This is a genomic window from Pseudooceanicola marinus (assembly GCF_002786295.1).
In the GTDB taxonomy this organism is placed as follows: Bacteria; Pseudomonadota; Alphaproteobacteria; order Rhodobacterales; family Rhodobacteraceae; genus Pseudooceanicola; species Pseudooceanicola marinus.
In genome coordinates this window covers 130,243-151,497 of the sequence record NZ_PGTC01000009.1, presented here as the reverse complement: position 1 = coordinate 151,497, position 21,255 = coordinate 130,243, and the positions used below count along the sequence as shown (strand labels likewise).

At 68.3% G+C, this 21,255-nt stretch carries 19 protein-coding genes; 7 read left to right on the top strand and 12 right to left on the bottom strand.

Annotation, left to right across the window (positions count from 1 at the left end; translation table 11 throughout):
- Positions 1-42 precede the first annotated feature (42 nt).
- On the top strand, positions 43-801 hold the full coding sequence (locus CVM50_RS01990) for an electron transfer flavoprotein subunit beta/FixA family protein (RefSeq protein WP_085886365.1): 759 nt from the start codon (positions 43-45) through the stop codon (positions 799-801).
- Complete coding sequence (locus tag CVM50_RS01985) at positions 801-1,727, top strand: electron transfer flavoprotein subunit alpha/FixB family protein (RefSeq protein ID WP_085886366.1); 927 nt, start codon at positions 801-803, stop codon at positions 1,725-1,727. The genes CVM50_RS01990 and CVM50_RS01985 overlap by 1 nt, the downstream gene beginning before the upstream one ends.
- A gap of 325 nt (positions 1,728-2,052) precedes the next feature.
- Here CVM50_RS01985 and aspS read toward each other — a convergent pair whose 3' ends face one another.
- Complete coding sequence (gene aspS / locus CVM50_RS01980; RefSeq protein WP_085886367.1) at positions 2,053-3,834, bottom strand: aspartate--tRNA ligase; 1,782 nt, start codon at positions 3,832-3,834, stop codon at positions 2,053-2,055.
- Positions 3,835-4,427: 593 nt separating this feature from the next.
- Between aspS and CVM50_RS01975 the strand changes: the two genes are divergently transcribed.
- From CVM50_RS01975 to CVM50_RS01955, 5 genes are all read left to right on the top strand, one after another.
- Positions 4,428-5,711 (top strand): SAM-dependent methyltransferase, encoded by a 1,284-nt coding sequence (locus tag CVM50_RS01975; RefSeq protein WP_085886368.1) that lies wholly within the window; start codon positions 4,428-4,430, stop codon positions 5,709-5,711.
- 262 nt (positions 5,712-5,973) lie between these two features.
- A complete protein-coding gene (carB, locus tag CVM50_RS01970) occupies positions 5,974-9,264 on the top strand; it encodes a carbamoyl-phosphate synthase large subunit (RefSeq protein ID WP_085886369.1) in 3,291 nt (1,096 codons plus the stop codon).
- Positions 9,265-9,576: 312 nt separating this feature from the next.
- A complete protein-coding gene (locus CVM50_RS01965) occupies positions 9,577-10,056 on the top strand; it encodes a pyridoxamine 5'-phosphate oxidase family protein (RefSeq protein WP_085886370.1) in 480 nt (159 codons plus the stop codon).
- Between the two features lie 138 nt (positions 10,057-10,194).
- Entirely contained in the window at positions 10,195-10,782 is a 588-nt protein-coding gene (locus CVM50_RS01960; protein ID WP_085886371.1) for a thymidine kinase, read from the top strand.
- Positions 10,783-10,882: 100 nt separating this feature from the next.
- Complete coding sequence (locus CVM50_RS01955) at positions 10,883-11,944, top strand: alpha/beta hydrolase (protein WP_157792116.1); 1,062 nt, start codon at positions 10,883-10,885, stop codon at positions 11,942-11,944.
- A 129-nt stretch (positions 11,945-12,073) separates the two neighbouring features.
- Here the strand turns inward: CVM50_RS01955 and CVM50_RS01950 are convergent, their stop codons facing one another.
- From CVM50_RS01950 to CVM50_RS01900, 11 genes are all read right to left on the bottom strand, one after another.
- Complete coding sequence (locus CVM50_RS01950; protein ID WP_085886373.1) at positions 12,074-13,033, bottom strand: 2-hydroxyacid dehydrogenase; 960 nt, start codon at positions 13,031-13,033, stop codon at positions 12,074-12,076.
- Positions 13,033-13,374, bottom strand: a complete 342-nt coding sequence (locus CVM50_RS01945; RefSeq protein ID WP_085886374.1) for a tRNA-binding protein — start codon at positions 13,372-13,374, stop codon at positions 13,033-13,035. The genes CVM50_RS01950 and CVM50_RS01945 overlap by 1 nt, the downstream gene beginning before the upstream one ends.
- Entirely contained in the window at positions 13,367-14,182 is an 816-nt protein-coding gene (gene proC, locus CVM50_RS01940; protein WP_085886375.1) for a pyrroline-5-carboxylate reductase, read from the bottom strand. Before proC ends, CVM50_RS01945 begins: the two co-directional genes overlap by 8 nt.
- A 38-nt stretch (positions 14,183-14,220) precedes the next feature.
- Complete coding sequence (locus CVM50_RS01935; protein WP_085886376.1) at positions 14,221-14,721, bottom strand: type III secretion system chaperone family protein; 501 nt, start codon at positions 14,719-14,721, stop codon at positions 14,221-14,223.
- Between the two features lie 535 nt (positions 14,722-15,256).
- Positions 15,257-16,261, bottom strand: a complete 1,005-nt coding sequence (locus CVM50_RS01930) for an energy transducer TonB (protein WP_085886377.1) — start codon at positions 16,259-16,261, stop codon at positions 15,257-15,259.
- A complete protein-coding gene (locus CVM50_RS01925; protein WP_306372300.1) occupies positions 16,258-16,671 on the bottom strand; it encodes an ExbD/TolR family protein in 414 nt (137 codons plus the stop codon). Before CVM50_RS01925 ends, CVM50_RS01930 begins: the two co-directional genes overlap by 4 nt.
- Before the next feature lie 4 nt (positions 16,672-16,675).
- Positions 16,676-17,062: an ExbD/TolR family protein gene (locus CVM50_RS01920; protein WP_085886378.1), complete on the bottom strand. Its 387-nt coding sequence runs from the start codon at positions 17,060-17,062 to the stop codon at positions 16,676-16,678.
- Positions 17,063-17,082: 20 nt separating this feature from the next.
- Positions 17,083-18,219, bottom strand: coding sequence for a MotA/TolQ/ExbB proton channel family protein (locus CVM50_RS01915; protein WP_232618126.1), 1,137 nt, complete (start codon positions 18,217-18,219; stop codon positions 17,083-17,085).
- A 323-nt stretch (positions 18,220-18,542) separates the two neighbouring features.
- Positions 18,543-19,295 (bottom strand): iron ABC transporter ATP-binding protein, encoded by a 753-nt coding sequence (locus CVM50_RS01910; RefSeq protein WP_085886379.1) that lies wholly within the window; start codon positions 19,293-19,295, stop codon positions 18,543-18,545.
- Positions 19,292-20,317, bottom strand: a complete 1,026-nt coding sequence (locus tag CVM50_RS01905) for an iron chelate uptake ABC transporter family permease subunit (protein ID WP_232618125.1) — start codon at positions 20,315-20,317, stop codon at positions 19,292-19,294. The genes CVM50_RS01910 and CVM50_RS01905 overlap by 4 nt, the downstream gene beginning before the upstream one ends.
- Positions 20,310-21,248: an ABC transporter permease gene (locus CVM50_RS01900; protein ID WP_085886380.1), complete on the bottom strand. Its 939-nt coding sequence runs from the start codon at positions 21,246-21,248 to the stop codon at positions 20,310-20,312. Before CVM50_RS01900 ends, CVM50_RS01905 begins: the two co-directional genes overlap by 8 nt.
- Positions 21,249-21,255: the final 7 nt, after the last annotated feature.

Below are 21,255 nucleotides of genomic sequence, written 5' to 3'. Positions count from 1 at the left end.
CCGAATCCAGCTGGGCCGCAGTTGCAAAGGGAGTGACCGCCGATGAAGGTGCTGGTGCCTGTCAAACGCGTGATCGACTACAACGTGAAAGTTCGCGTGAAAGCGGACGGTTCGGGTGTCGATCTTGCGAATGTGAAGATGTCGATGAACCCGTTCGACGAGATCGCCGTTGAAGAGGCGATCCGGCTGAAGGAAGCCGGCGTGGCCACCGAGGTGGTCGCCGTGTCGATCGGTGTGAAACAGTCGCAGGAAACCCTGCGTACCGCGCTGGCCATGGGCGCCGACCGCGCGATCCTGGTGACCGCCGCCGAAGATGTCCACCAGGACATCGAACCGCTGGCCGTCGCCAAGATGCTGAAGGCGATCATCGACGAGGAAGAGCCGCAGCTGGTCATCGCCGGCAAGCAGGCGATCGACAACGACATGAACGCCACCGGCCAGATGCTCGCGGCCCTGCTGGGCTGGTCCCAGGCCACCTTCGCCAACGAGCTGAAGGTCGAGGACGGCGCCGCCCTGGTCACCCGGGAAGTCGACGGCGGTCTGCAGACCATCAAGGTCACCCTGCCCGCCATCGTCACCACCGACCTGCGCCTGAACGAGCCGCGCTATGCCTCGCTGCCCAACATCATGAAGGCCAAGAAGAAGCCGCTGGACGAGAAGACGCCGGCGGATCTGGGCGTCGATCCGTCGCCGCGGCTGGAAGTGGTGAAGACCTCCGAGCCCGAGGCCCGTCAGGCCGGCGAGATGGTCGGCTCGGTCGATGAGCTGGTGGCGAAACTCAAAGAGAAGGGGATCGTGTAATGGCCGTTCTTCTGCTTGCTGAAATCTCCGAGGGCACGCTGGCGCTGGACGCCACCGCCAAGGCCGTGTCGGCCGCCGCGAAACTGGGCGACGTGACCGTCCTGTGCGTCGGCGAAAGCGCCCAGGGCGCCGCCGAGGACGCCGCCAAGATCGACGGTGTCGCCAAGGTGCTGGTCGCCGAGGATGCCCTTTACGGCCACCGCCTGGCGGAACCCGTCTCGGCGCTGGTCGCCAAGCTGGGCGCCGACTACGACCACATCGTCGCGCCCGCCACGACGGACGCCAAGAACATCCTGCCGCGTGTTGCCGCGCTGCTGGACGTGATGATCCTGACCGATGTCACCGCCGTCGTCGACGCCGACACCTTCGAGCGTCCGATCTACGCCGGCAACGCCGTGCAGACCGTCAAGTCGCTGGATCCGAAGAAGGTCATCACCTTCCGTACCTCGACCTTCGACGCCGCCGGTGACGGCGGATCCGCCGCGGTCGAGGCCACCGACACGGCCGAAGATCCGGCGCTGTCGTCCTGGGTCGAGGACAAGCTGGCAGAAAGCGACCGCCCCGAGCTGACCTCGGCCGGCATCGTCGTCTCCGGCGGCCGTGGCGTCGGTTCGGAAGAGAACTTCGAGCTGATCGAGAAGCTGGCGGACAAGCTGGGCGCCGCCGTGGGTGCCTCGCGTGCCGCGGTCGACTCGGGCTTTGCGCCCAACGACTGGCAGGTGGGTCAGACCGGCAAGGTCGTGGCGCCCGAGCTTTACGTGGCCGTGGGCATCTCCGGGGCGATCCAGCACCTTGCGGGGATGAAGGATTCGAAGGTCATCGTGGCGATCAACAAGGACGAAGAGGCGCCGATCTTCCAGGTGGCAGACTACGGCCTGGTCGCGGATCTCTTCGACGCCGTGCCCGAGCTGCTGGAAAAGCTCTGAGCGGCAGGCGGAGCTCTCTCCCGCCGCGCGAGATCGGAAAGGCCCGCTTCGGCGGGCCTTTTTCGTGGGCGCTCTGATCTCGTGCCCTGCCCTGCTGCCTAGTCCTGACGGCTGCACGCAGATGGCCGAACAGGCGGGACGGGGTGCCGGGCGCGCGCGCGCCCCGCCGCCGAGGCGCCTCGATGGCGCCGAGGGGGCCCCGCAGAGGCCGCCGGTCTCTCGTCTTCGCCCGAAGAATGCGCGGACCGGCGCCTGAACGCAAAACACCCGGACCTGTCGGCCCGGGTGTCGGATCTTTCGCGGTGTGCGCCCGAAGGCGCCCAGATCACTCCTGCGGGATGACCCGCAGGTTCAGCTCCATCAGCTGTTCAGCCGTCGGCTCGGAGGGGGCGTCCATCATCAGGTCCTCCGCGCGCTGGTTCATCGGGAAGAGGATGACCTCGCGGATGTTGCTTTCCTCGGCCAGCAGCATGACGATCCGGTCGATGCCCGCCGCGCAGCCGCCGTGCGGCGGCGCGCCGTACTGGAAGGCGTTGACCATGCCGCCGAAGCGTTTCAGCACTTCTTCCTTCGGGTAGCCCGCGATCTCGAAGGCCTTGAACATGATCTCCGGCTTGTGGTTCCGGATCGCGCCCGAGACCAGCTCGTAGCCGTTGCAGGCCAGGTCATACTGGTAGCCGCGCACGTCCAGCGGGTCGCCTTCCAGCGCCTCCATCCCGCCCTGGGGCATGGAGAAGGGGTTATGCTCGAAGTCCAGCTTGCCGGTTTCCTCGTCCTTCTCGTAGATCGGGAAATCGACGATCCAGGCAAAGGCGAAACGGTCCTTGTCGGTCAGGCCCAGCTCTTCGCCGATGACGTTACGGGCGCGGCCCGCGACGGCCTCGAAGGACTTCGGCTTGCCCCCCAGGAAGAAGGCCGCGTCGCCGACGCCCAGGCCCAGTTGCTGGCGGATCGCCTCGGTACGTTCCGGGCCGATGTTCTTGGCCAGGGGACCGGCGGCTTCCATCTCGCCGTCCTTGTCGCGCCAGAAGATGTAGCCCATGCCGGGCAGACCTTCCTTCTGGGCGAAGGCGTTCATGCGGTCGCAGAACTTGCGCGAGCCGCCCGTGGGGGCGGGGATGGCGCGGATCTCGGTGCCCTCCTGCTCCAGCAGCTTGGCGAAGATCGCGAAACCGGAGCCGGCGAAATGCTCAGAGACGACCTGCATCTCGATCGGGTTCCTGAGGTCGGGCTTGTCGGAGCCGTATTTAAGTGCCGCATCCTTGTAGGAGATCTGCGGCCAGGTCGCCGGGTCATCCACCTTCTTGTCGCCGCCGAATTCCTCGAAGATGCCGGCCAGAACGGGGCTGATCGTGTCGAAGACGTCCTGCTGGGTGACGAAGGACATCTCCATGTCCAGCTGGTAGAAGTCGGTGGGCGAGCGGTCGGCGCGCGGGTCCTCGTCGCGGAAGCAGGGCGCGATCTGGAAATACTTGTCGAAGCCCGAGACCATCAGCAGCTGCTTGAACTGCTGCGGCGCCTGGGGCAGCGCGTAGAACTTGCCCGGGTGCAGACGCGAGGGCACCAGGAAGTCGCGCGCGCCTTCCGGGCTGGACGCGGTGATGATCGGCGTCTGGAATTCCTTGAACTTCAGGTCCCACATGCGGCGACGGATCGAGCTGACCACGTCGGAGCGCAGCACCATGTTCTTCTGCATCTGCTCGCGGCGCAGGTCCAGGTACCGATAGCGCAGGCGGGTTTCCTCGGGGTATTCCTGATCGCCGAAGACCATCAGCGGCAGTTCCTTCGAGGCGCCCAGCACCTCGATGTCGCGCACGAAGACCTCGATCTCGCCCGTCGGCAGCTTGGGGTTCACCAGCTCGGGGTCGCGGGCCTTTACCTCGCCGTCGATGCGGATGCACCATTCGGACCGGACCTTCTCGACCTCGGCAAAGGCCGCGCTGTCCGGGTCGCACAGAACCTGGGTGGTGCCGTAGTGGTCGCGCAGGTCGATGAAGAGGATCCCGCCGTGATCTCGCACCCGGTGCACCCAGCCGGACAGGCGAACGGTGTCGCCCACGTTGGCCTTGGTCAGGTCGGCGCAGGTGTGGCTGCGATAGGAATGCATCTCGTGTCCTCTTCGTCTCTCGGGCTGGATGGGGCGCGGCATGCCCCGCATCTTGGGCCAGCGCCGGTTCACACGGAAGCGCGCGGAAAGTCAAGTCGGACAGGCGTGCAAAGGCGCCCCGCCCCCCTGAGGACAGGCCCATCGCGGGCCATGTGACCTCGGCTCCGGAAGACCCGGGCGGCCTGCCCGAGGGGCGCGCGGGGGGGCGGATCTGCCGGCCTGCTCCCACCCGGGCGCACCGCAAGATGGGCCGCGGGACGAGCCGCCGTGTCACCGCAGGCGGAGCGCCGGGCTGGCGACGGTTTTCGGGCCAACACCCTGCCCGGCCCGGATTTTCGTCCTCACGGACAATAGATCTGCGCAGGAACGCAGCAACCCCACGCTCAGCCCAATCATTTGTGCAGTCATACACAATCTATCCGCATTCATGACATTTACATCTATTATGAATCCCTGCCATTGTCGGGGGTAAGCGAACGGTCCGGGCCACGGCCCCGATTGCAGTTTCCTGAGCGCGTCCCGCACTCTGGCTGTCGTGACCCAATCCTATGTGACCGCCGCGCTGATTGGACCCTTCCGAGGGAGAGAAAGGCATGTGGGAAAATCTACTTAAGGCATACCTCGCCCGGGCGATCCGAAAGGGTCGGCTGACCGTGACCTTTGCCGACGGCACGACGGAAAGCTACGGCACCGGCGTCGACGGGCCCGAGGTGGCCGTCAAGATCAACGACCCCGCCCTGGCGCGCAAGATGATCTCGGACATCGAGCTGGGCTTCAGCGAGGCCTACATGGACGGCCGGCTGGAGATCGAGAACGAGGACATCTACGGAGTCGTCGTGCTGGCCATGCTGAACCTGCGCGGCGAAGGCGCCCATCGGGGCACCATTCACAAGCTGGTGGCGGGCAGCCGCAAGCTGTTGCGCCGGATGGCGCAGTTCAACCCGGTCGGCAAGGCGCAGGAAAACGTGGCGCACCACTACGACCTGTCGGGCGAGCTCTACGACCTGTTCCTCGACGAGGACCGTCAGTATTCCTGCGGCTACTGGCCCCGCCTGGACATGACGCTGGAAGAGGCCCAGGAGGCCAAGAAACAACACATCGCCGGCAAGCTGCTGCTGAAGCCGGGGATGCGGGTGCTGGACATCGGCTGTGGCTGGGGCGGCATGGCGTTGACCCTGGCGAAGGACTACGGCGTGCAGGTTGTCGGCGTGACCCTTTCCAAGGAACAGCATGCCCTCGCCGTGAAGCGCGCCAGGGACGCCGGCCTGGACGGTCAGGTCGAATTCCGCCTGCAGGATTACCGCCATGTGGAAGAGACCTTCGACCGCATCGTCTCGGTCGGCATGTTCGAACACGTCGGCGTGCCGCACTACCGCGAGTATTTCCGCCATGTGAAGAAGCTGCTGGCGCCGAACGGCGTGGCACTGATCCACACCATCGGCCGGTCCGACCCGCCGGGCACCACAGCGGCCTTCATCACCAAGTACATCTTCCCCGGTGGCTACGTCCCCGCCCTGTCCGAGGCCAGCGCGGCCATCGAGAAGGAACGGCTGGTGACCACCGATGTCGAGGTCTGGCGCCTGCACTACGCCGAGACGCTGAAACACTGGTATGACCGGTTCATGGAAAACGTCGACAAGGCCGAAGCCCTGTATGATGCGCAGTTCGTGCGCATGTGGCGCCTCTACCTGATCGCCTGCGAGATGACCTTCCGCATGAACGACCAGGTGGTATTCCAGTTCCAGCTGGCCCGCGACCAGGAAGCCGTGCCGCTGACGCGCGACTACCTCTACACGCCCGACCGTCCCGACGTGTTGAAGGCCCCGCTGGAAGAGACCAGCCAGGTCGCCAGCGCCCCGGTGCGCGCCGCCGAATGATCCCGCGCGTTCCGGGCACGACCCGGGACGCCTCCCTCGCGCCTGGCGCGTTCCGCACTCCCCCTGCCCCGTTCCGCCATAGTGGCCGCAGACCGCCCCTTCCGCCGGGCGTCCCGTCGGGCCTGCCCGCGTCGGCCCGCTATTCCCCGCGGTCAACCGGATGGCGATGAGGGGTTGAACCCCAACGCGCGCTGACTATAACGCAGACAATTTTGCGCGGGGCTGTTTGCCCTTCCCTGTCCGCTGTCACGAGGTCCCTCCCATGCCAAAAAGAACCGATATCAACTCAATCATGATCATCGGCGCGGGGCCCATCATCATCGGCCAAGCCTGTGAATTCGACTACTCGGGCGCCCAGGCCTGCAAGGCGCTGCGCGAAGAGGGCTACCGGGTGATCCTGGTGAACTCGAACCCCGCCACGATCATGACCGATCCCAACATGGCCGATGCCACCTACATCGAGCCGATCACCCCCGAAGTCGTCGCCAAGATCATCGAGAAGGAGCGCCCCGACGCGCTGCTGCCGACGATGGGCGGCCAGACCGGCCTGAACACCGCGCTGGCCCTCGACGACCAGGGCGTACTGGAGAAATTCGGGGTCGAGCTGATCGGCGCCAACCGCGATGCCATTGAAATGGCCGAAGATCGCAAGCTGTTCCGCGACGCGATGGACCGCATCGGCCTGGAGAACCCCAAGGCCACCATCGTCACCTCGCCGAAGATGGACAACGGCAAGCGCGACATCGCCGCCGGCATGAAGGACGCCATGGAGGCGCTCGAACATATCGGCCTTCCGGCGATCATCCGTCCCGCCTTCACCCTGGGTGGCACCGGCGGCGGCGTGGCCTACAACCGCGACGATTACGAATACTACTGCCGCTCCGGCATGGAAGCCTCGCCGGTCGGCCAGATCCTGGTCGACGAGTCGCTCCTGGGCTGGAAGGAATACGAGATGGAGGTCGTGCGGGACCGCGCCGACAACGCCATCATCGTCTGCTCCATCGAGAACGTGGACCCGATGGGTGTGCACACGGGCGATTCGATCACCGTGGCGCCCGCGCTGACGCTGACCGACAAGGAATACCAGGCGATGCGCGCCGCCTCGATCGCCGTGCTGCGCGAGATTGGCGTGGAGACCGGCGGGTCGAACGTGCAGTGGGCCATCAACCCCGAGGACGGTCGCATGGTCGTGATCGAGATGAACCCGCGTGTCAGCCGCTCTTCGGCACTGGCGTCCAAGGCCACCGGCTTCCCGATTGCCAAGATCGCCGCGAAGCTGGCCGTGGGCTACACCCTGGATGAGCTGGACAACGATATCACCAAGGTGACGCCCGCCTCCTTCGAGCCGACCATCGACTATGTCGTCACCAAGATCCCGCGCTTCGCCTTCGAGAAGTTCCAGGGCTCCGAACCGCTGCTGACCACCGCGATGAAATCCGTGGGCGAGGTCATGGCCATCGGCCGGACCTTCCACGAATCGCTGCAGAAGGCCCTGGCCTCGATGGAGACCGGCCTCAGCGGCCTGGACGAGATCGAGATCCCCGGCGCCGACGGCGACACGCCCGACAAGGCCGCCATCGTGAAGGCCCTGTCGGTGCAGACCCCCGACCGGATCCGCGTCATCGCCCAGGCGATGCGCCACGGGCTGACCAACGACGAGATCCAGGGCGTCACCTCCTTCGACCCGTGGTTCCTGGCCCGCATCCGCGAGATCGTCGAGGCCGAGGCCGAGGTCTCCGCCAAGGGCCTGCCGGTGACCGAGGAAGGCCTGCGCAATCTGAAGATGATGGGCTTCTCCGACGCCCGCCTGGCGATGCTGTCGGCCCGGGACGAGGACCAGGTGCGCCGCGCGCGGCACAACCTGGGCGTCACGGCCGTGTTCAAGCGGATCGACACCTGCGCCGCCGAATTCGAGGCCCAGACCCCCTACATGTACTCTACCTACGAGGCGCCCATGATGGGCGAGGTGGAATGCGAGGCGCGTCCCAGCGACCGCAAGAAGGTCGTCATCCTCGGCGGCGGTCCGAACCGGATCGGCCAGGGGATCGAGTTCGACTACTGCTGCTGCCACGCCTGTTTCAGCCTGACCGACGCGGGCTATGAAACCGTCATGGTCAACTGCAACCCCGAGACGGTCTCGACCGACTACGACACCTCGGACCGTCTGTACTTCGAGCCGCTGACCTTCGAACACGTGATGGAAATCCTGCGCGTGGAACAGTCCAACGGCTCGCTGCACGGCGTGATCGTGCAGTTCGGTGGCCAGACGCCGCTGAAACTGGCCAATGCGCTGGAAGAGGCCGGGATCCCGATCCTGGGCACCACGCCCGACGCCATCGACCTGGCCGAGGACCGCGAACGCTTCCAGGATCTGGTGAACCGCCTCGGCCTGAAGCAGCCGAAGAACGCCATCGCCCATTCCGACGAGGAAGCCCTGGCCCTGGCCGAGGAAATCGGCTTCCCGCTGGTCATCCGCCCCTCCTACGTGCTGGGCGGCCGCGCGATGGAAATCGTGCGCGAGATGGAAGGGCTGAAACGCTACATCCGCGACGCCGTGGTGGTGTCGGGCGACAGCCCCGTGCTGCTGGACAGCTACCTGTCGGGCGCGACCGAGATCGACGTGGACGCGCTCTGCGACGGTGAGGACGTGCACGTGGCGGGCATCATGCAGCACATCGAGGAGGCCGGCGTACACTCCGGCGACAGCGCCTGCTCGCTGCCCCCCTATTCGCTGTCGGATGAGGTCATGGCCGAGCTGAAGCGCCAGTCCCGCGCGCTGGCGCTGGAGCTGGGCGTGGTCGGCCTGATGAACGTGCAGTTCGCGGTGAAGAAGGAAGACGGCAAGGAAGTCATCTACCTCATCGAGGTGAACCCGCGTGCCTCACGCACCGTGCCCTTCGTCGCCAAGGCCGTGAACAGCCCGATCGCCTCCATCGCCGCCCGCGTCATGGCTGGCGAGAAGCTGGCGACCTTCGATCTGGTCGATCCGCAGATCGACGGCTTCGCCGTCAAGGAAGCCGTCCTGCCCTTCGCCCGCTTCCCCGGCGTCGACACCCTGCTGGGGCCGGAAATGCGTTCTACCGGCGAGGTGATGGGCTATGACACCACCTTCCCCCGCGCCTTCCTGAAGGCCCAGCTGGGCGCCGGCACCGTGCTGCCGACCGAGGGCCGCGTCTTCATCTCGATCCGCGATCTGGACAAGACGCCCGAGATGCTGGAAGCGGCGCAGATCCTGGCCGACCTGGGCTTCCGCCTGGTGGCGACGCGCGGCACGGCCAACTGGCTGACCGAGGCAGGCCTGGCCTGCGAGACGGTGAACAAGGTCTACGAGGGCCGTCCGAACATCGTCGACATGCTGAAGGACGGGGGCATTTCGCTGGTGCTGAACACCACCGAAGGCGCCCAGTCGGTCGAAGACAGCCGCGAGATCCGCTCGGTCGCGCTCTATGACAAGATCCCCTACTTCACCACCGCGGCCGGCGCCCAGGCCGCGGCCCAGGCAATGCAGTCGCGGGTCGAAGGTGAGATCCACGTCACGGCTCTGCAGGAATGACCAGCAGCGCGTTCCGCCTGGCGGCAGGGGCGGCGCTGCTGGCGCTTGTCGGCTGCGGCGGCGTCCCGCTTGTGCCGCTGATCTGACGCGACAGGCGTCACAGGCCCCTCCTCAACAGCCCCCGCCGAGCGATCGGCGGGGGTTTTTCGTGGCCCCTCAGCGGCCTGCCCCGCCCGCGCCCGCCCTTCATCTGCACCCGTCCCGCACCGGCGCGCCTTTCCGGGCGAGCGCAGCGGCGCCTGCAGACGGCATGGAACTTCTCCACCCGTCAGGTCGTTGGTCCGGCAACTCCAGACGCAAGGGAGACATCCTATGAAAGACCTTCACAGCGAAACCGCAGAGAAATTCTTCGACCGCATGGGCGACGTAACCGCCGGCATGCTGATGACCGGCGACGACCATCACATCCCGATGAGCCACTATGCCGACGCCGAAGAGGGCGTGATCTGGTTCATCACCGCCAAGGGCACGGCTGCCGACCAGGCCGCGATCGAGAAGCGGAACGTGAACTACCTGATCGCGGACAGCGGCGCCAAGCTCTACGCCGATGTGCGCGGCACCCTGCATGAGGTGAACAAGCCGGGCAAGCTGGACGAGCTGTGGAGCCGCGCCGCAGGGGCCTGGTTCGAGGACGGCCGCGACGACCCGGACGTGCGCCTGCTGTGCCTGCGTCCTACCCATGCCGAGGTCTGGTTGACCGAGGGCGGGGCCAAGTTCCTCTACGAGATCGCCCGTGCCCACACCAGCGGCAAGACCCCCGACCTGGGCGAGCATGAGGTCATCACCTTCTGATCCGATCGCTGCGAAGCGAAGCAGCATGGCGGGCGCCCCTTGGGGCGCTCGTCGTGTTTCTGCACGGCCGCGCAGGCGGGCCTCAGCGGGGCGGTTTACCACCTTGCCCCCTAGCCCGCGCCCGGCCTATCTACCGCCATGGCCAAGCTCTATTTCCACTACTCCACCATGAACGCGGGCAAGTCGACGATCCTGCTGCAAGCCTCGCACAACTACCGCGAACGCGGCATGGACACCTACCTGCTGACGGCGCAATTCGACAATCGCGCCGGCGAGGGCCGGATCGGTTCGCGCATCGGTATCGGGGACGAGGCGGACACCTTCGCTGACGGCGATGACCTCTTCGCCCGGATCGAGGCGCGCCGCGCCGCCGCGCCCTTCGCCTGCGTGTTCATCGACGAGGCACAGTTCCTGACCCGTGCCCAGGTCTGGCAGCTGGCCCGGGTGGTGGATGACCTGCGGGTGCCGGTGATGTGCTACGGCCTGCGCGTCGACTTCCGTGGCGAGCTGTTCCCCGGTTCCGCCGCCCTGCTGGCCCTGGCCGACGAGATGCGCGAGGTGCGCACCATCTGCCATTGCGGCAAGAAGGCCACGATGGTGGTGCGGCGCGGGGCCGACGGCACGGCGCTGCACGAGGGCGCCCAGATCCAGATCGGCGGGAATGAAACCTATATCTCGCTCTGCCGCCGTCACTGGCGCGAGGAAATGGGCGAGGCCGCACCCTGACGGACGCGCGTCGGTCCCAAGGTGACCCTGGCTGCGGTTGACCTTGGCCGGCGGAGGTGCTTTCTCCGCCTCAGGCTTTTCGACAGAAGGCAGGCTGCCCGTGCTCCGATCCGTCCTCCTGCTGGTCCTGGCGGGTCTTCTGCTGAGTGGTTGTTCGGCCCGGCCGGACCCCGCCGTGCTGATCCCCCATCCGGAGGTGGCCGAGGCCGCCGATCCCGACCGCGTGATCCGCGTCTACGCGGCCAGCAACCGCGCCGCCGTCAACGGCTACGAGAACCTGCCAGCCTTCGCCACGACCTACCGCTACTACGATATTGCCGTGCCGGACGAGGCGCCGGGGGCACAGATCGCCTATCCCGAGGGCGACAGGCCGGATCCCACCCGCAGCTACGTGGTGCTGGACAGCGGCGTGCTGACCCGTCCCGCCTTCCTCGCCGCCACCCGGGGCGCCGGCACCGGCCCGGACAGCGAGGCCGGCCTCTACATCCACGGCTACAACACCCGCTTCCAGGAGGCGCTGTTTCGCCTGGCGCAGATCGCGGTGGAGGCCGACGCGGGCGTGGCGCCGGTGCTCTTCTCCTGGCCCTCGACCAGCCGGCCGCTGGAATACGAGGCCGACCGCCAGGCGGCGCTGTTCTCCCGCCAGGAACTGGCCGACCTGATCACCGACCTGACCGCCGGCAACCGGCGGCTGATGGTCTTCGGCCATTCCATGGGGGCCTTCCTGACGATGGAAAGCCTGCGCACGCTGAAACTGACGGGTCAGGAGGACGTGCTGGCGCGGCTCGACGTGGTGCTGGCGGCGCCTGACATCGATGTCTTCACCTTCATCCGGCTGATGCAGGAGGTGGGGCCGCTCTCCGCCCCCATGGTGATCCTGTCCTCCCCCGACGACCGGGCCCTGGCCCTGTCTTCGCGCCTGGCGGGGGGCCGCCCGCGCCTCGGCGCCCTGCCCGCCAACTCGCCGCTGGTGGCCGAGGCCGCACGGCGCGCCAATATCCAGATCATCGACATATCGGAGCTGGAAGCGGACCCCATGCGCCACCTGCGCTACATCCGCATGGCGGAGCTTTACACCCGGCAGTTGGAGGCCCCTCCCGAGTTGCGCCTGCCCGGCGCCTTCATCTTCGATGCGCTGTCGCGCTCTCTGGTAGCCCCTTAGGCGCGGCCAGACGAGGCCGGACGCCCAGCCTCATGGGGTCTGGGGCGCCGCCCCCGTCCGCCTGCGGCGGCCTCCCCCGGAGTATTTTCGGCGATCGGATAGGAAAGAAGGCCGCGCCCGGAGGGAAGGTCAGTTCACCCGGTTGGGGCAGTCCTCGCCGGCGAAGAAGGCGCGCAGGTTTTCCACCGCCATGGCGCCCATGTCCTCGCGCACCTCCAGACAGGCGGTGCCCAGATGCGGCAACAGCACGGCGTTTTCGTGGATCAGCAGCGCCTCGGGCACCTCCGGCTCGTACTCGTAGACATCGAGACCCACGCCGCCGATCTCGCCCGCCTCCAGCGCGGCGATCAGCGCCGTCTCGTCCACGATATCGCCGCGGGCGATGTTGATCAGCCGGGCATGGGGCTGCATCGCCTTGAAGACCGGGCGGCCCACCAGGTGATGGGTCTCGGGGCTGGCCGGGGTGGCGACCACGACGATGTCGGCCCAGGCCGCCAGTTCCTCCAGCGTCTCGTAGCGGGTGGCGGGCATCTCCGTCTCCTTCTCGGAGCGGTTGAAATAACCCACCTCCATGCCGAAGCCGTAGTGGCAACGCCGCGCGATGGCCTGGCCGATGCGGCCCATGCCGATCACGCCCAGCTTGGCGCCGGTGACATGCTGGCCCAGCATCTGGGTCGGGTGCCACCCTTCCCACTGGCCCGCGCGCACCAGCCGCTCGGCCTCGCCCGCGCGGCGCGAGGTCATCAGGATCAGGGTCATGGCCACGTCGGCAGTGGCATCTGTCACCGCCCCCGGCGTGTTGGTCACCGTCACCCCATGAGAGCGGCAGGCTTCGGTATCGATGTGGTTATAGCCCACGCCGAAGTTCGCCAGGATCTTGCAGCGCGGACGGCCGAAATCCTGCAGGACCTCCGCCGTGACCTGGTCGCCCAGGGTCACCATCATCCCGTCGTAGACCGCCAGGCCCGCGCGCAACTCGGCGGCGGACATGGGCCGAGTGCTGTCACGCACCTCGACGTCGAACAGCGCCGAGGCCGCCTCGATCGTGCCGGGGGGCATCGGGCGGGACAGCAGGATCCGCTTGCTCATCAGTGCATCCTCTGGCCAGGGGTCACGTCCTGGTCGGGGGTGACCAGCACCACGCCGCCCTCGTCATCGGCGACACCCAGGGTCAGCACTTCCGACCGCACCGGCCCGATCTGCCGCGGCGGGAAGTTCACCACCGCCATGACCATCTTCCCCACCAGGGACTCCGGCGTGTAATGCGCCGTGATCTGGGCCGAGGTCTTCTTCTCCCCGATCTCGGGGCCGAAATCGATCCACAGCTTCAGCGCAGGCTTGCGCGCCTCCGGGAAAGGTTCGGCGCGGACCACCCGGCCGGCGCGGATGTCGACCTTCAGGAAGTCGTCGAAGGTGATTTCCTCAGCCATTGGCCAGCTCCCGTCCCCGGTCCGCAGCGGCCTTCACCGCGCGTTTCAGCAGCGGCGGGAAGCCTGTCTGCTCATCCATCAGCACCTCCAACGCGGCCTGGGTGGTGCCGTTCGGGCTGGTCACATTGACCCGCAGCTGCGCCGGGTCTTCCTCGGCCTCCTCAGCCAGGGCGCCGGCCCCGGCCACGGTGGCCTTGGCCAGCTGCATCGCCAGCTCGGGCGCCAGGCCCTGGGCCTCGCCCGCCGCCGCCAGGGTCTCGATCAGGTGGAAGACATAGGCGGGGCCGGAGCCCGAGACGCCGGTGACCGCGTCGATCTGGCTTTCGTCGTCGAGGCGCACCACCTGACCCACGGCCGACAGCAGCTCGTCCGCCAGGTCCAGGTCGGCCTCGCTGGTGTGGAGGTTGCCAATGATGGCCGTGATGCCCCGGCCGACGGCGGCAGGCGTGTTGGGCATCGCGCGGATCACCGGGCTTTGGGCGCCGAAGGCCGCCTCGAAGGCCGCGATCGGCGTGCCGGCGGCGACCGACAGGAACAGGGTCGACCCGTTGCCAAGCGCCGCGAGCCCGGGCAGGGCATCGCCCATCATCTGCGGTTTCACCGCGATCAGCGCCACGGCGGGCGCCTCGGGCAGGCCGTCGTTCAAATGCACGCCGGTCGACTGCAGCCAGTCGGAGGGGTTCGGGTCCAGAACCCAGACAGATGTCGCGGGCAGACCGCGTTTCAGCCAGCCCGCCAGCATGGCGGATCCCATCTTGCCGCATCCCAGCAGCACCAGGCCGCGTTCGGCCACCTTGTCCAAGGACATGTGTTCCCCCTCAGCTAATCTCGCGTCGGGGGCCAGTGTTACGCGCGGCCGTAGGCCTCTGCAATGGCGACCTCCAGCGCGGCGCGCGGGGACTTGCCACCGTAGACGTTCAGCTGGAACGCCGGGTAATAGCGTTCGGCCGACAGCACGGCGGCGGAGATCAGGGTGGAGATCTGATCGGCGCTGGCCATCTGTTCGCCGGTCAGCAGCAGCCCGTACCGGTAGACCATCAGCTGATGCTCGGCCCAATAGGTGAAGGCCCCGGCCCAGCACTGGTCATTGACGTGGTTCAGCAGCTCGTAAAGCCCCGGCAGCGCCTCGGCGGGGGGCTCCATCTCGAAGGTGCAGACCAGCCGCAGCGTTTCGTCATAGGCCGACCAGGCCAGGGTGATGGAATAGGTGCGCCATTGCCCCTCGACCGCCATGGCGATCTGGTCGTCGCCGATCCGGTCGAAATCCCAGGCGTGGTGCTCGGCCAGGGTCTCGACGATGTCGATCGGGTGCAGTTCGTCGGAAATGAAGGATTCGGACAATGCCATGACGCCACCTCATTTTATGGTAGCGCGAGGGGCTGGCAGCGCCCCAAGCGCTAGGTGCCTGCTCTAGAAGCGGGGCGATTTCCGCCGCTCCTTACAAGATATGGTGTGGCCGGGGCGACCCTCTGTAAAGCCTAAACTTGGGGACAACTACGATTTGTTGTGGAAAGCTCTGGGGAAACCCCAAAAAGTGGACCAAAGCCCAGGTGCCCGGGATTTGCCCGCGACGCCCCCGTACCGGTCGGCCTTGAAGCGACTGTCAGACACTCCCAAGGCCCGGGTCCGGCGGATCCGACGGCCCGCGAGCGAGCCCTGGCGCGGTCGCGGCCTTGGATAGCCGACCACGCCCGCCTCTTCTTTTTGCCGAAAATACCCCGCGGGTGTCGCGGCGCCGCGCGACGGGGGCAGAGCCCCCATCGACCACCGTCGTTGGCACGGTCCTCGGGACAAGGGGACGATGTCGCAGCTGACGGCCTGGCCGCGCGCCGGGCGCCGGTTAAGCTGGCACTCTCCCCTGTTGACAGCTTGGCTCAACGCCTCAGGAGAAATCCATCGGCAAGGTGAAGGTATAGCTCGACTGGGTCAGCCCGTTCGGCGCCGAGGGCAGGCGCCCGGCCCGCTGCACCGCCTGCACCGCTGCCTGGTCGAACGCCGCCTGGCCCGACGACCGCGCGATGGAGGCACCCAGGATCGTCCCGTCGCGCCCCACGGTGATGCGCATCACCACGCGCCCGGTCTGGCCCCGCATCCCGTTGGGGAAGCGTTTACGGCGCTCGATGCGCGAGCGGATCTTGGCGCCCCAGACCGCCTGCAACTTGGCTTCCTGCTGGGCGTTGCCGGTGCGCACCTGGGCGCTGCCGGCATTGCCGGCCTGCGAGGCGCCGCCCGACCCGGCGGCACGTTGCGTCACGCCCCCCGCGCCGCCCTGGCGGGCCTGCTGGGTACGATCGGCGGGGCGAGCCTCGGGCGTCGGTTCCGGGGCGGGCTGCGGCTCCGGCGGGGGCGGCGGGGCCGCCTCGACCCGGGGCGCGGCGCGTTCGGGGCGGGTCATCGGGCGCAGGCTGGCCGCGGGGGCCAGCGCCGGCGCCGCGTCCTCGACCACCTCGGGCTGCTCCTCGGCCGGGGTGGGCTCCGGCTCGGGCTGCATCTCGGGGACCTCCTGCGGCACCTCCTCGGGGGGCTGCGGGGGCGGCGGCACCTCGGTGTCGAAGCTGGGCACGCTGACGGTGTCGGTGCTGGCCTCGGCCACGTCGAGGCTGGGCATGCTGGGCGGCGGGGTCTCCTCGATCACCGGGCGGGCGATCTCCTCCACCGCCTCGGGTTCCACCGGCTCCGGCGCCTCGGGGTCCACCTCCGCCTCGGGCGGGGTTTCCCAGGCGCGGATCATCTCTTCCATCCCCTCGGGCGCGCCCTGCAGGGTGACCATGGCCTCGCCCCCGGCGCCACCGGATTCGCTGCCCGACGCGGGCACGCGGATCGCAAGGGCCAGGTGCAGGCCCAAGGCCAGGGCCACGAAGGCCAGGGCTTCGGCAAGGCGTTTCATCGCGGCGCCACCACCAGCGACACCTCGGAAAGGCCCGCCTCCGTCAGCGCCTTCAGCACGCGGGCGACCTCGGCCGCCTCCGTCTGGGCATCGGCGCGCAACTGCGGCGCCTCAGCGCCCGGCGCCGCCTGCGCCCGGGTGGCGAAGGCCGCGATGGCCGCCTCACCCCGCGCCCCCTCGAACCCCGCCTCGCCCTCGGGCGAGAGGTAGAGGACGGGGGTCTCCACAGCCTCGGCGCCCTCCTCGGCGCGCGGCGGCTCCACCTCGAAAGGTTCCGGCGGCGCCAGGCGCGAGGTCATCAGGAAGAAGATCAGCAGCAGGAAGACCACGTTGATCATAGGCACGATGCTTTCGCCCTTCGGCCTGCGCGGCGGCGGGGTGAAGCTCATGGTCATGGGCGACTTTGCCATCGGATCACTCCACCAGCACGAGGTTGGTAAAGCCCGCGGCGCGCAGGGCGCTGGCCACGTCCACGACCCGTTGCAGGGGCGCGCCGTCGCGACCGCGCAGGATGATCGTGTCCGAGGGTCGCTCGGTCAGCGCGCCCAGGCGTTCGGCCAGGGCCTCCGCCGTCGTCTCGCGGCCGTTCAGGGTCAGCCCCTCGGGCCCCACGTCCACCAGGCGGGGCGGCCCGGCATAGGCGCTGCCCCCCTGGGACGAGGCCAGCGGCAAGGGCAGCACCTCGTCAGCGCCGAAGCGCGAGGCCAGCATGAAGAAGACCAGCAGCAGGAAGACCACGTCGATCATCGGGGTGAGCGAGGGCTTCCGGCGCGGGCGCGGGGTATGGTCGAGGAAGGACATCGGGATTTCCCGGCGCAGGCTTACTGCGCGGCCAGCTTGGTGATGTTCTCGCCCATGCCGTCGCCGGGCAGATCAGCCACGAAGATCCGGGCGGAGATATCCTCCAGGTCGGCGCGCAGGTTGTCCAGCACCGCCTCGAACCAGGTCAGCGCGGCGGAGGCCGGGATGGCCACGGCCATACCGGCGGCGGTGGTCAGCAGCGCCTCCCAGATGCCGCCCGCCAGCATCGACGGATCGGCCCGGCTGCCCGCTTCCTGCAGGGCCTGGAAGGCAGAGATCATGCCCATCACCGTGCCCAGAAGACCCAGCAGGGGTGCGATGGTCGAGATCAGTTCCAGCGCGCGCAGGGCAGACCCCTGCCCGGCCAGCAGGCGGCGGGCGACACGGCTGGTCTCCTCGCGGGCGGCCTCGTCCGACAGGGTCAGGCGGGCGCGCATGGCGGCGCGGGTCAGGCGCGAGCGGACGCCCTTGCGGCCCTCGATCGTTTCCATGGCGACACCGGCCTCGCCGTTCTCCCAGGCCTCGACGGCCTTGCGGGAGGTGCGGCGCGACCAGGCGCCGGCCAGGACCAGGCGCCAGATCTTCCACAGGATCAGCGCGACGGTGACGACCGACAGGGCCGCGATGGCCCAGATCGCCGGGCCGCCGTTGACCAGGAAGTCCTGGGTGCGGGCCCAGGCGCCGGCCAGGCCAGCCTCGGGAGCCGGCGCCGGGGCGGCGGCGTCCAGATCGGGGGCCAGCTCCTCGGCGGCGGTTTCGGCCAGGGTCGTGGCACCGTCGGTGGCCGGCGTGGCCTCCGTCGCGGTGGAGGTCTCAGCGGCGGCATCGGTTTCGGGGTCGACCGTGTCGGTCTCCGCCGTCTGCTCCGTACCCTCGGCGGTCGTGCTTTCGGCGACCGCTTCCGGGGCGCTTGGCGCCGGGGCGGTAGTCGTCTCGGCGGGGGCGCTGTCCGTGGTGGGCACCGTCGGTGCCTCGTCCGTCACGACGCTGCCCGCCTCGGGGCTGCCCATGGTAGGCGCCATGTCGCCCGAGACCTGCGGGGCGGTGTCCCCTGCGGGGGCCGTCGGGGCCTCCTGCGCGATCCCCGGCGTGGCGGAGAGCAGCGCGGCCATCGCCGCCGAGAGGATCAGGGCCTGTCGTGCCTGCCGAATTGCCATTGTAATGCTCCCTTTCAAGCTCCGGGCGTTTGCGATCGGGCTCCTTGCCCATACCCGTTGCCCCACAGCCAGGGCAAATGTTTCGCGCGCCACCCGACCCTGCCGGGGGACTGAGAACCCCTTGGGTGGTGGCGCGCCATCTTGGCTGGCAAAGCGGCCATGGGGCGCGTGATTGCTGGCGTTGCGCCGGAAGTAAGATAACCGACAATTACTGTCAACATTCCCTGTCACGCCGGGGAAGGCAAGGCCCCTGCCCGTCCGGTGCCGCCTCCGGTCGCTTTCGCCCCGGACCGAGCCCGCGGATGCCTGCCGGATCAGCAGGATCAGACCAGGACCACGGGCCGCCCGTCCTGGTGGGAAATCTCGGCATCGGTGCCGAAGACATCGGTCAGCAGGTCCTGGGTCACAATCTCTTGCGGGGCGCCCATGGCGGCCACACGGCCCTCGTGCAGGGCGATGATCCGGTCGGCGAAACGGGCGGCGTAGTTGATGTCATGCAGGACGATGACGATGGTCTTGCCGTCCTCGTCGGCCATCTGCCGCAGCAGGCGCATAAGGCTGCGCGCGCCCGCGATGTCGAGGTTGTTCAGCGGCTCGTCGAGCAGCAGGTAATCGGTGTCCTGGGCAAAGGCCATGGCGACGAAGGCGCGCTGGCGCTGACCGCCGGAAATCTCGTCGAGGAAGCGATGCCGCATGGTGCCCAGCCCGAAACGGGCGATGGCGCTTTCGACGATGGCATGATCCTCGGGTCCCGGCCGTCCGCGATGCCAGGGATAGCGGCCGAAGCCAACCAGTTCCTCGACCCGCAGCCGGGCGGAGACATGGGTCGACTGCGCCATGATCGCCAGGTGGCGGGCCAGTTCGCGGTCACTGACCTGGCCGATCTGCAAGCCGTCGACCTCGATCTCCCCCGTCTTCAGGGACGACAGCCGGGCGATCAGCGACAGCAGCGTCGACTTGCCCGCGCCATTGGGGCCGATCAGCGCGGTGATGCCGCCCTTGGGGATCTCGACCGAGATGTCGTGCAGGATCGGCGCGCCGCCGATGGAATGGCTCACGTTGCTCACGCGGATCATGCGCGTTTCCTCTTCAGCAGGAGGGCCAGGAACAGCGCCCCGCCCAGGGCTTCGATCACCACGGCAATGGGGGTGGTCAGGGCCAGGACGCGTTCCAGAACGGTCTGGCCGCCGACCAGCACCACGCATCCCGTCAGGGCCGCCGAGGGTAGCAGGATAGCATGGCGTTCGGTGGGGGTGACGGTATGGGCCAGGGCCGAGACGATCAGGCCGAAGAAGGCCGCCATGGGCCCGACCAGTGCCGTCGCCGCGGCCACCAGCACGCAGATCAGCACCAGCACGATGGACTGTCCCCGGCGCGGTGGCTCCCCCAGGCTCAGCGCCACGGTATCGCCCAGGCCCAGCACGTCCAGCCGGTGCCGCATCCGCCAGGCCAGCCACAGGACCGGCAGGGTGACGGCGGCGGTCAGCGGCAGCAACACCGGATCCACCGTGTTGAACCGCGCGTAGCTGACCGAGGTGACGACCGAAAACTCCGCCGGGTCGATCAGCCGCTGCACGAATTCCGTGGCCGAGCGCAGGAAGACGCCAAAGATGATGCCCGTCAGGACCAGCCGCATCATCTCCCCCCGCGCGCCACGGCGCAGGACGACGAACAGACCAAGCCCCAGCAGGGACATCATCGCGGTGTTCAGCGCAAACAGCAGCCCCGTCGGCAGGGCGATGTAGCCCGTGGCCCCGAAGAGATGCACCAGCAGCGCCAGGATCATCACGTACAGCGCGTCGAACCCCAGAAGCGAGGGCGTCAGGATGCGGTTGCCGGTGATGGTCTGGAACAGAATCGTCGCCACCGACAGGCAGCTGGCCACCAGCAGCATCGCCGCCAGTTTCTGCCCCCGGAAGGGCAGGATGAACCCCCAGGCCCCCTTCGCGCCGTAGACCATGTAGACGGCAGAGGCCAAGGCGACCGCCACGGCCAGCCAGATCAGTCGGCGCCCCATGGCGGGCGGCCGCGCGGCCCGCGCCCCCTCCGCCCCGGCCTTCGCGCGCGGCGCGGTGGTATTGCCGGTCAGCTCAGCCATGACGCGGCTCGTTGTAAAGAAGGTAGAGGAAGACACCGGCCCCTACGACGCCCACCAATGTGGCCACCGGGATCTCGTAGGGCGCGCGCAGCACGCGGCCCAGGATGTCGGCGGCCAGCACCAGGGCAGCGCCGGTGAAGGCGGAGACGGGAATGGCGCGGCGCAGGTTGTCGCCCATGCGGCGGGCGATGATGTTGGGCACGATCAGCCCGACAAAGGGGATGGCGCCCAGGGTCACCACGACCATGGCCGTGGTCACCGACAGCGCGGCCAGGCCGGCGGCGGTGATCGCCTGCACGTTCAGGCCCAGCCCGCGCGCCGCATCCGTGCCCAGGGCCAGTACCGTCAGCCGGTCGGCGATCAGCCAGGTGGCGGCAGCGGCGACGCCAGCGATCCAAAGCAGCTCGTACCGGCCCGCCAGCACGCCCGATAGCTCGCCGGTCAACCAGACACCGATGAACTGCAGCATGTCGCCCTGATAGGCGATGAATGTGACGACGGCCCCAATCAGCCCGCCGTAGATCAGCGCCACCAGAGGCACCAGCAGGGGCTGGGTCGGCGGCAGTGGGCGCAGGATCAGCAGCAGCCCCGCCGAGCCGATCAGCGTGGTCAGCGCCGCGATGGACATCTTCGCCCAGATGGCGGTAGCGGGAAACAGCATGGCGGCGATCAGCACGCCCAGGGCCGCGGACTGGCCCGCGCCGGCCGTCATCGGCTCGACGAAGCGGTTCCGGGCCAGGATCTGCATGATCTGCCCGCTGACGGCCAGGGCGGCCCCGGCCAGCATCGCGGCGAAGGTGCGCGGCAGGCGCGAGATCAGGAGCAGCCGCTGGCTGTCCGGATCATGCAGGAAATCCCCCAGGCTCACCGGCACGGCACCGATGAACAGGGACAGGATGGCGAGAGGCCCCAGCACGGCCAGGGCCTGCATGGCTAGC

Excerpts from the sequence above, each read along its gene's own strand:
- CVM50_RS01990 (WP_085886365.1), top strand. The coding sequence starts at position 43 with ATGAAGGTGCTGGTGCCTGTCAAACGCGTGATCGACTACAACGTGAAA.
- CVM50_RS01985 (WP_085886366.1), top strand. The coding sequence starts at position 801 with ATGGCCGTTCTTCTGCTTGCTGAAATCTCCGAGGGCACGCTGGCGCTG.
- aspS (WP_085886367.1), bottom strand. The coding sequence starts at position 3,834 with ATGCATTCCTATCGCAGCCACACCTGCGCCGACCTGACCAAGGCCAAC.
- CVM50_RS01975 (WP_085886368.1), top strand. The coding sequence starts at position 4,428 with ATGTGGGAAAATCTACTTAAGGCATACCTCGCCCGGGCGATCCGAAAG.
- carB (WP_085886369.1), top strand. The coding sequence starts at position 5,974 with ATGCCAAAAAGAACCGATATCAACTCAATCATGATCATCGGCGCGGGG.
- CVM50_RS01965 (WP_085886370.1), top strand. The coding sequence starts at position 9,577 with ATGAAAGACCTTCACAGCGAAACCGCAGAGAAATTCTTCGACCGCATG.
- CVM50_RS01960 (WP_085886371.1), top strand. The coding sequence starts at position 10,195 with ATGGCCAAGCTCTATTTCCACTACTCCACCATGAACGCGGGCAAGTCG.
- CVM50_RS01950 (WP_085886373.1), bottom strand. The coding sequence starts at position 13,033 with ATGAGCAAGCGGATCCTGCTGTCCCGCCCGATGCCCCCCGGCACGATC.
- CVM50_RS01945 (WP_085886374.1), bottom strand. The coding sequence starts at position 13,374 with ATGGCTGAGGAAATCACCTTCGACGACTTCCTGAAGGTCGACATCCGC.
- proC (WP_085886375.1), bottom strand. The coding sequence starts at position 14,182 with ATGTCCTTGGACAAGGTGGCCGAACGCGGCCTGGTGCTGCTGGGATGC.
- CVM50_RS01935 (WP_085886376.1), bottom strand. The coding sequence starts at position 14,721 with ATGGCATTGTCCGAATCCTTCATTTCCGACGAACTGCACCCGATCGAC.
- CVM50_RS01930 (WP_085886377.1), bottom strand. The coding sequence starts at position 16,261 with ATGAAACGCCTTGCCGAAGCCCTGGCCTTCGTGGCCCTGGCCTTGGGC.
- CVM50_RS01925 (WP_306372300.1), bottom strand. The coding sequence starts at position 16,671 with ATGGCAAAGTCGCCCATGACCATGAGCTTCACCCCGCCGCCGCGCAGG.
- CVM50_RS01920 (WP_085886378.1), bottom strand. The coding sequence starts at position 17,062 with ATGTCCTTCCTCGACCATACCCCGCGCCCGCGCCGGAAGCCCTCGCTC.
- CVM50_RS01915 (WP_232618126.1), bottom strand. The coding sequence starts at position 18,219 with ATGGCAATTCGGCAGGCACGACAGGCCCTGATCCTCTCGGCGGCGATG.
- CVM50_RS01910 (WP_085886379.1), bottom strand. The coding sequence starts at position 19,295 with ATGATCCGCGTGAGCAACGTGAGCCATTCCATCGGCGGCGCGCCGATC.
- CVM50_RS01905 (WP_232618125.1), bottom strand. The coding sequence starts at position 20,317 with ATGGCTGAGCTGACCGGCAATACCACCGCGCCGCGCGCGAAGGCCGGG.
- CVM50_RS01900 (WP_085886380.1), bottom strand. The coding sequence starts at position 21,248 with ATGCAGGCCCTGGCCGTGCTGGGGCCTCTCGCCATCCTGTCCCTGTTC.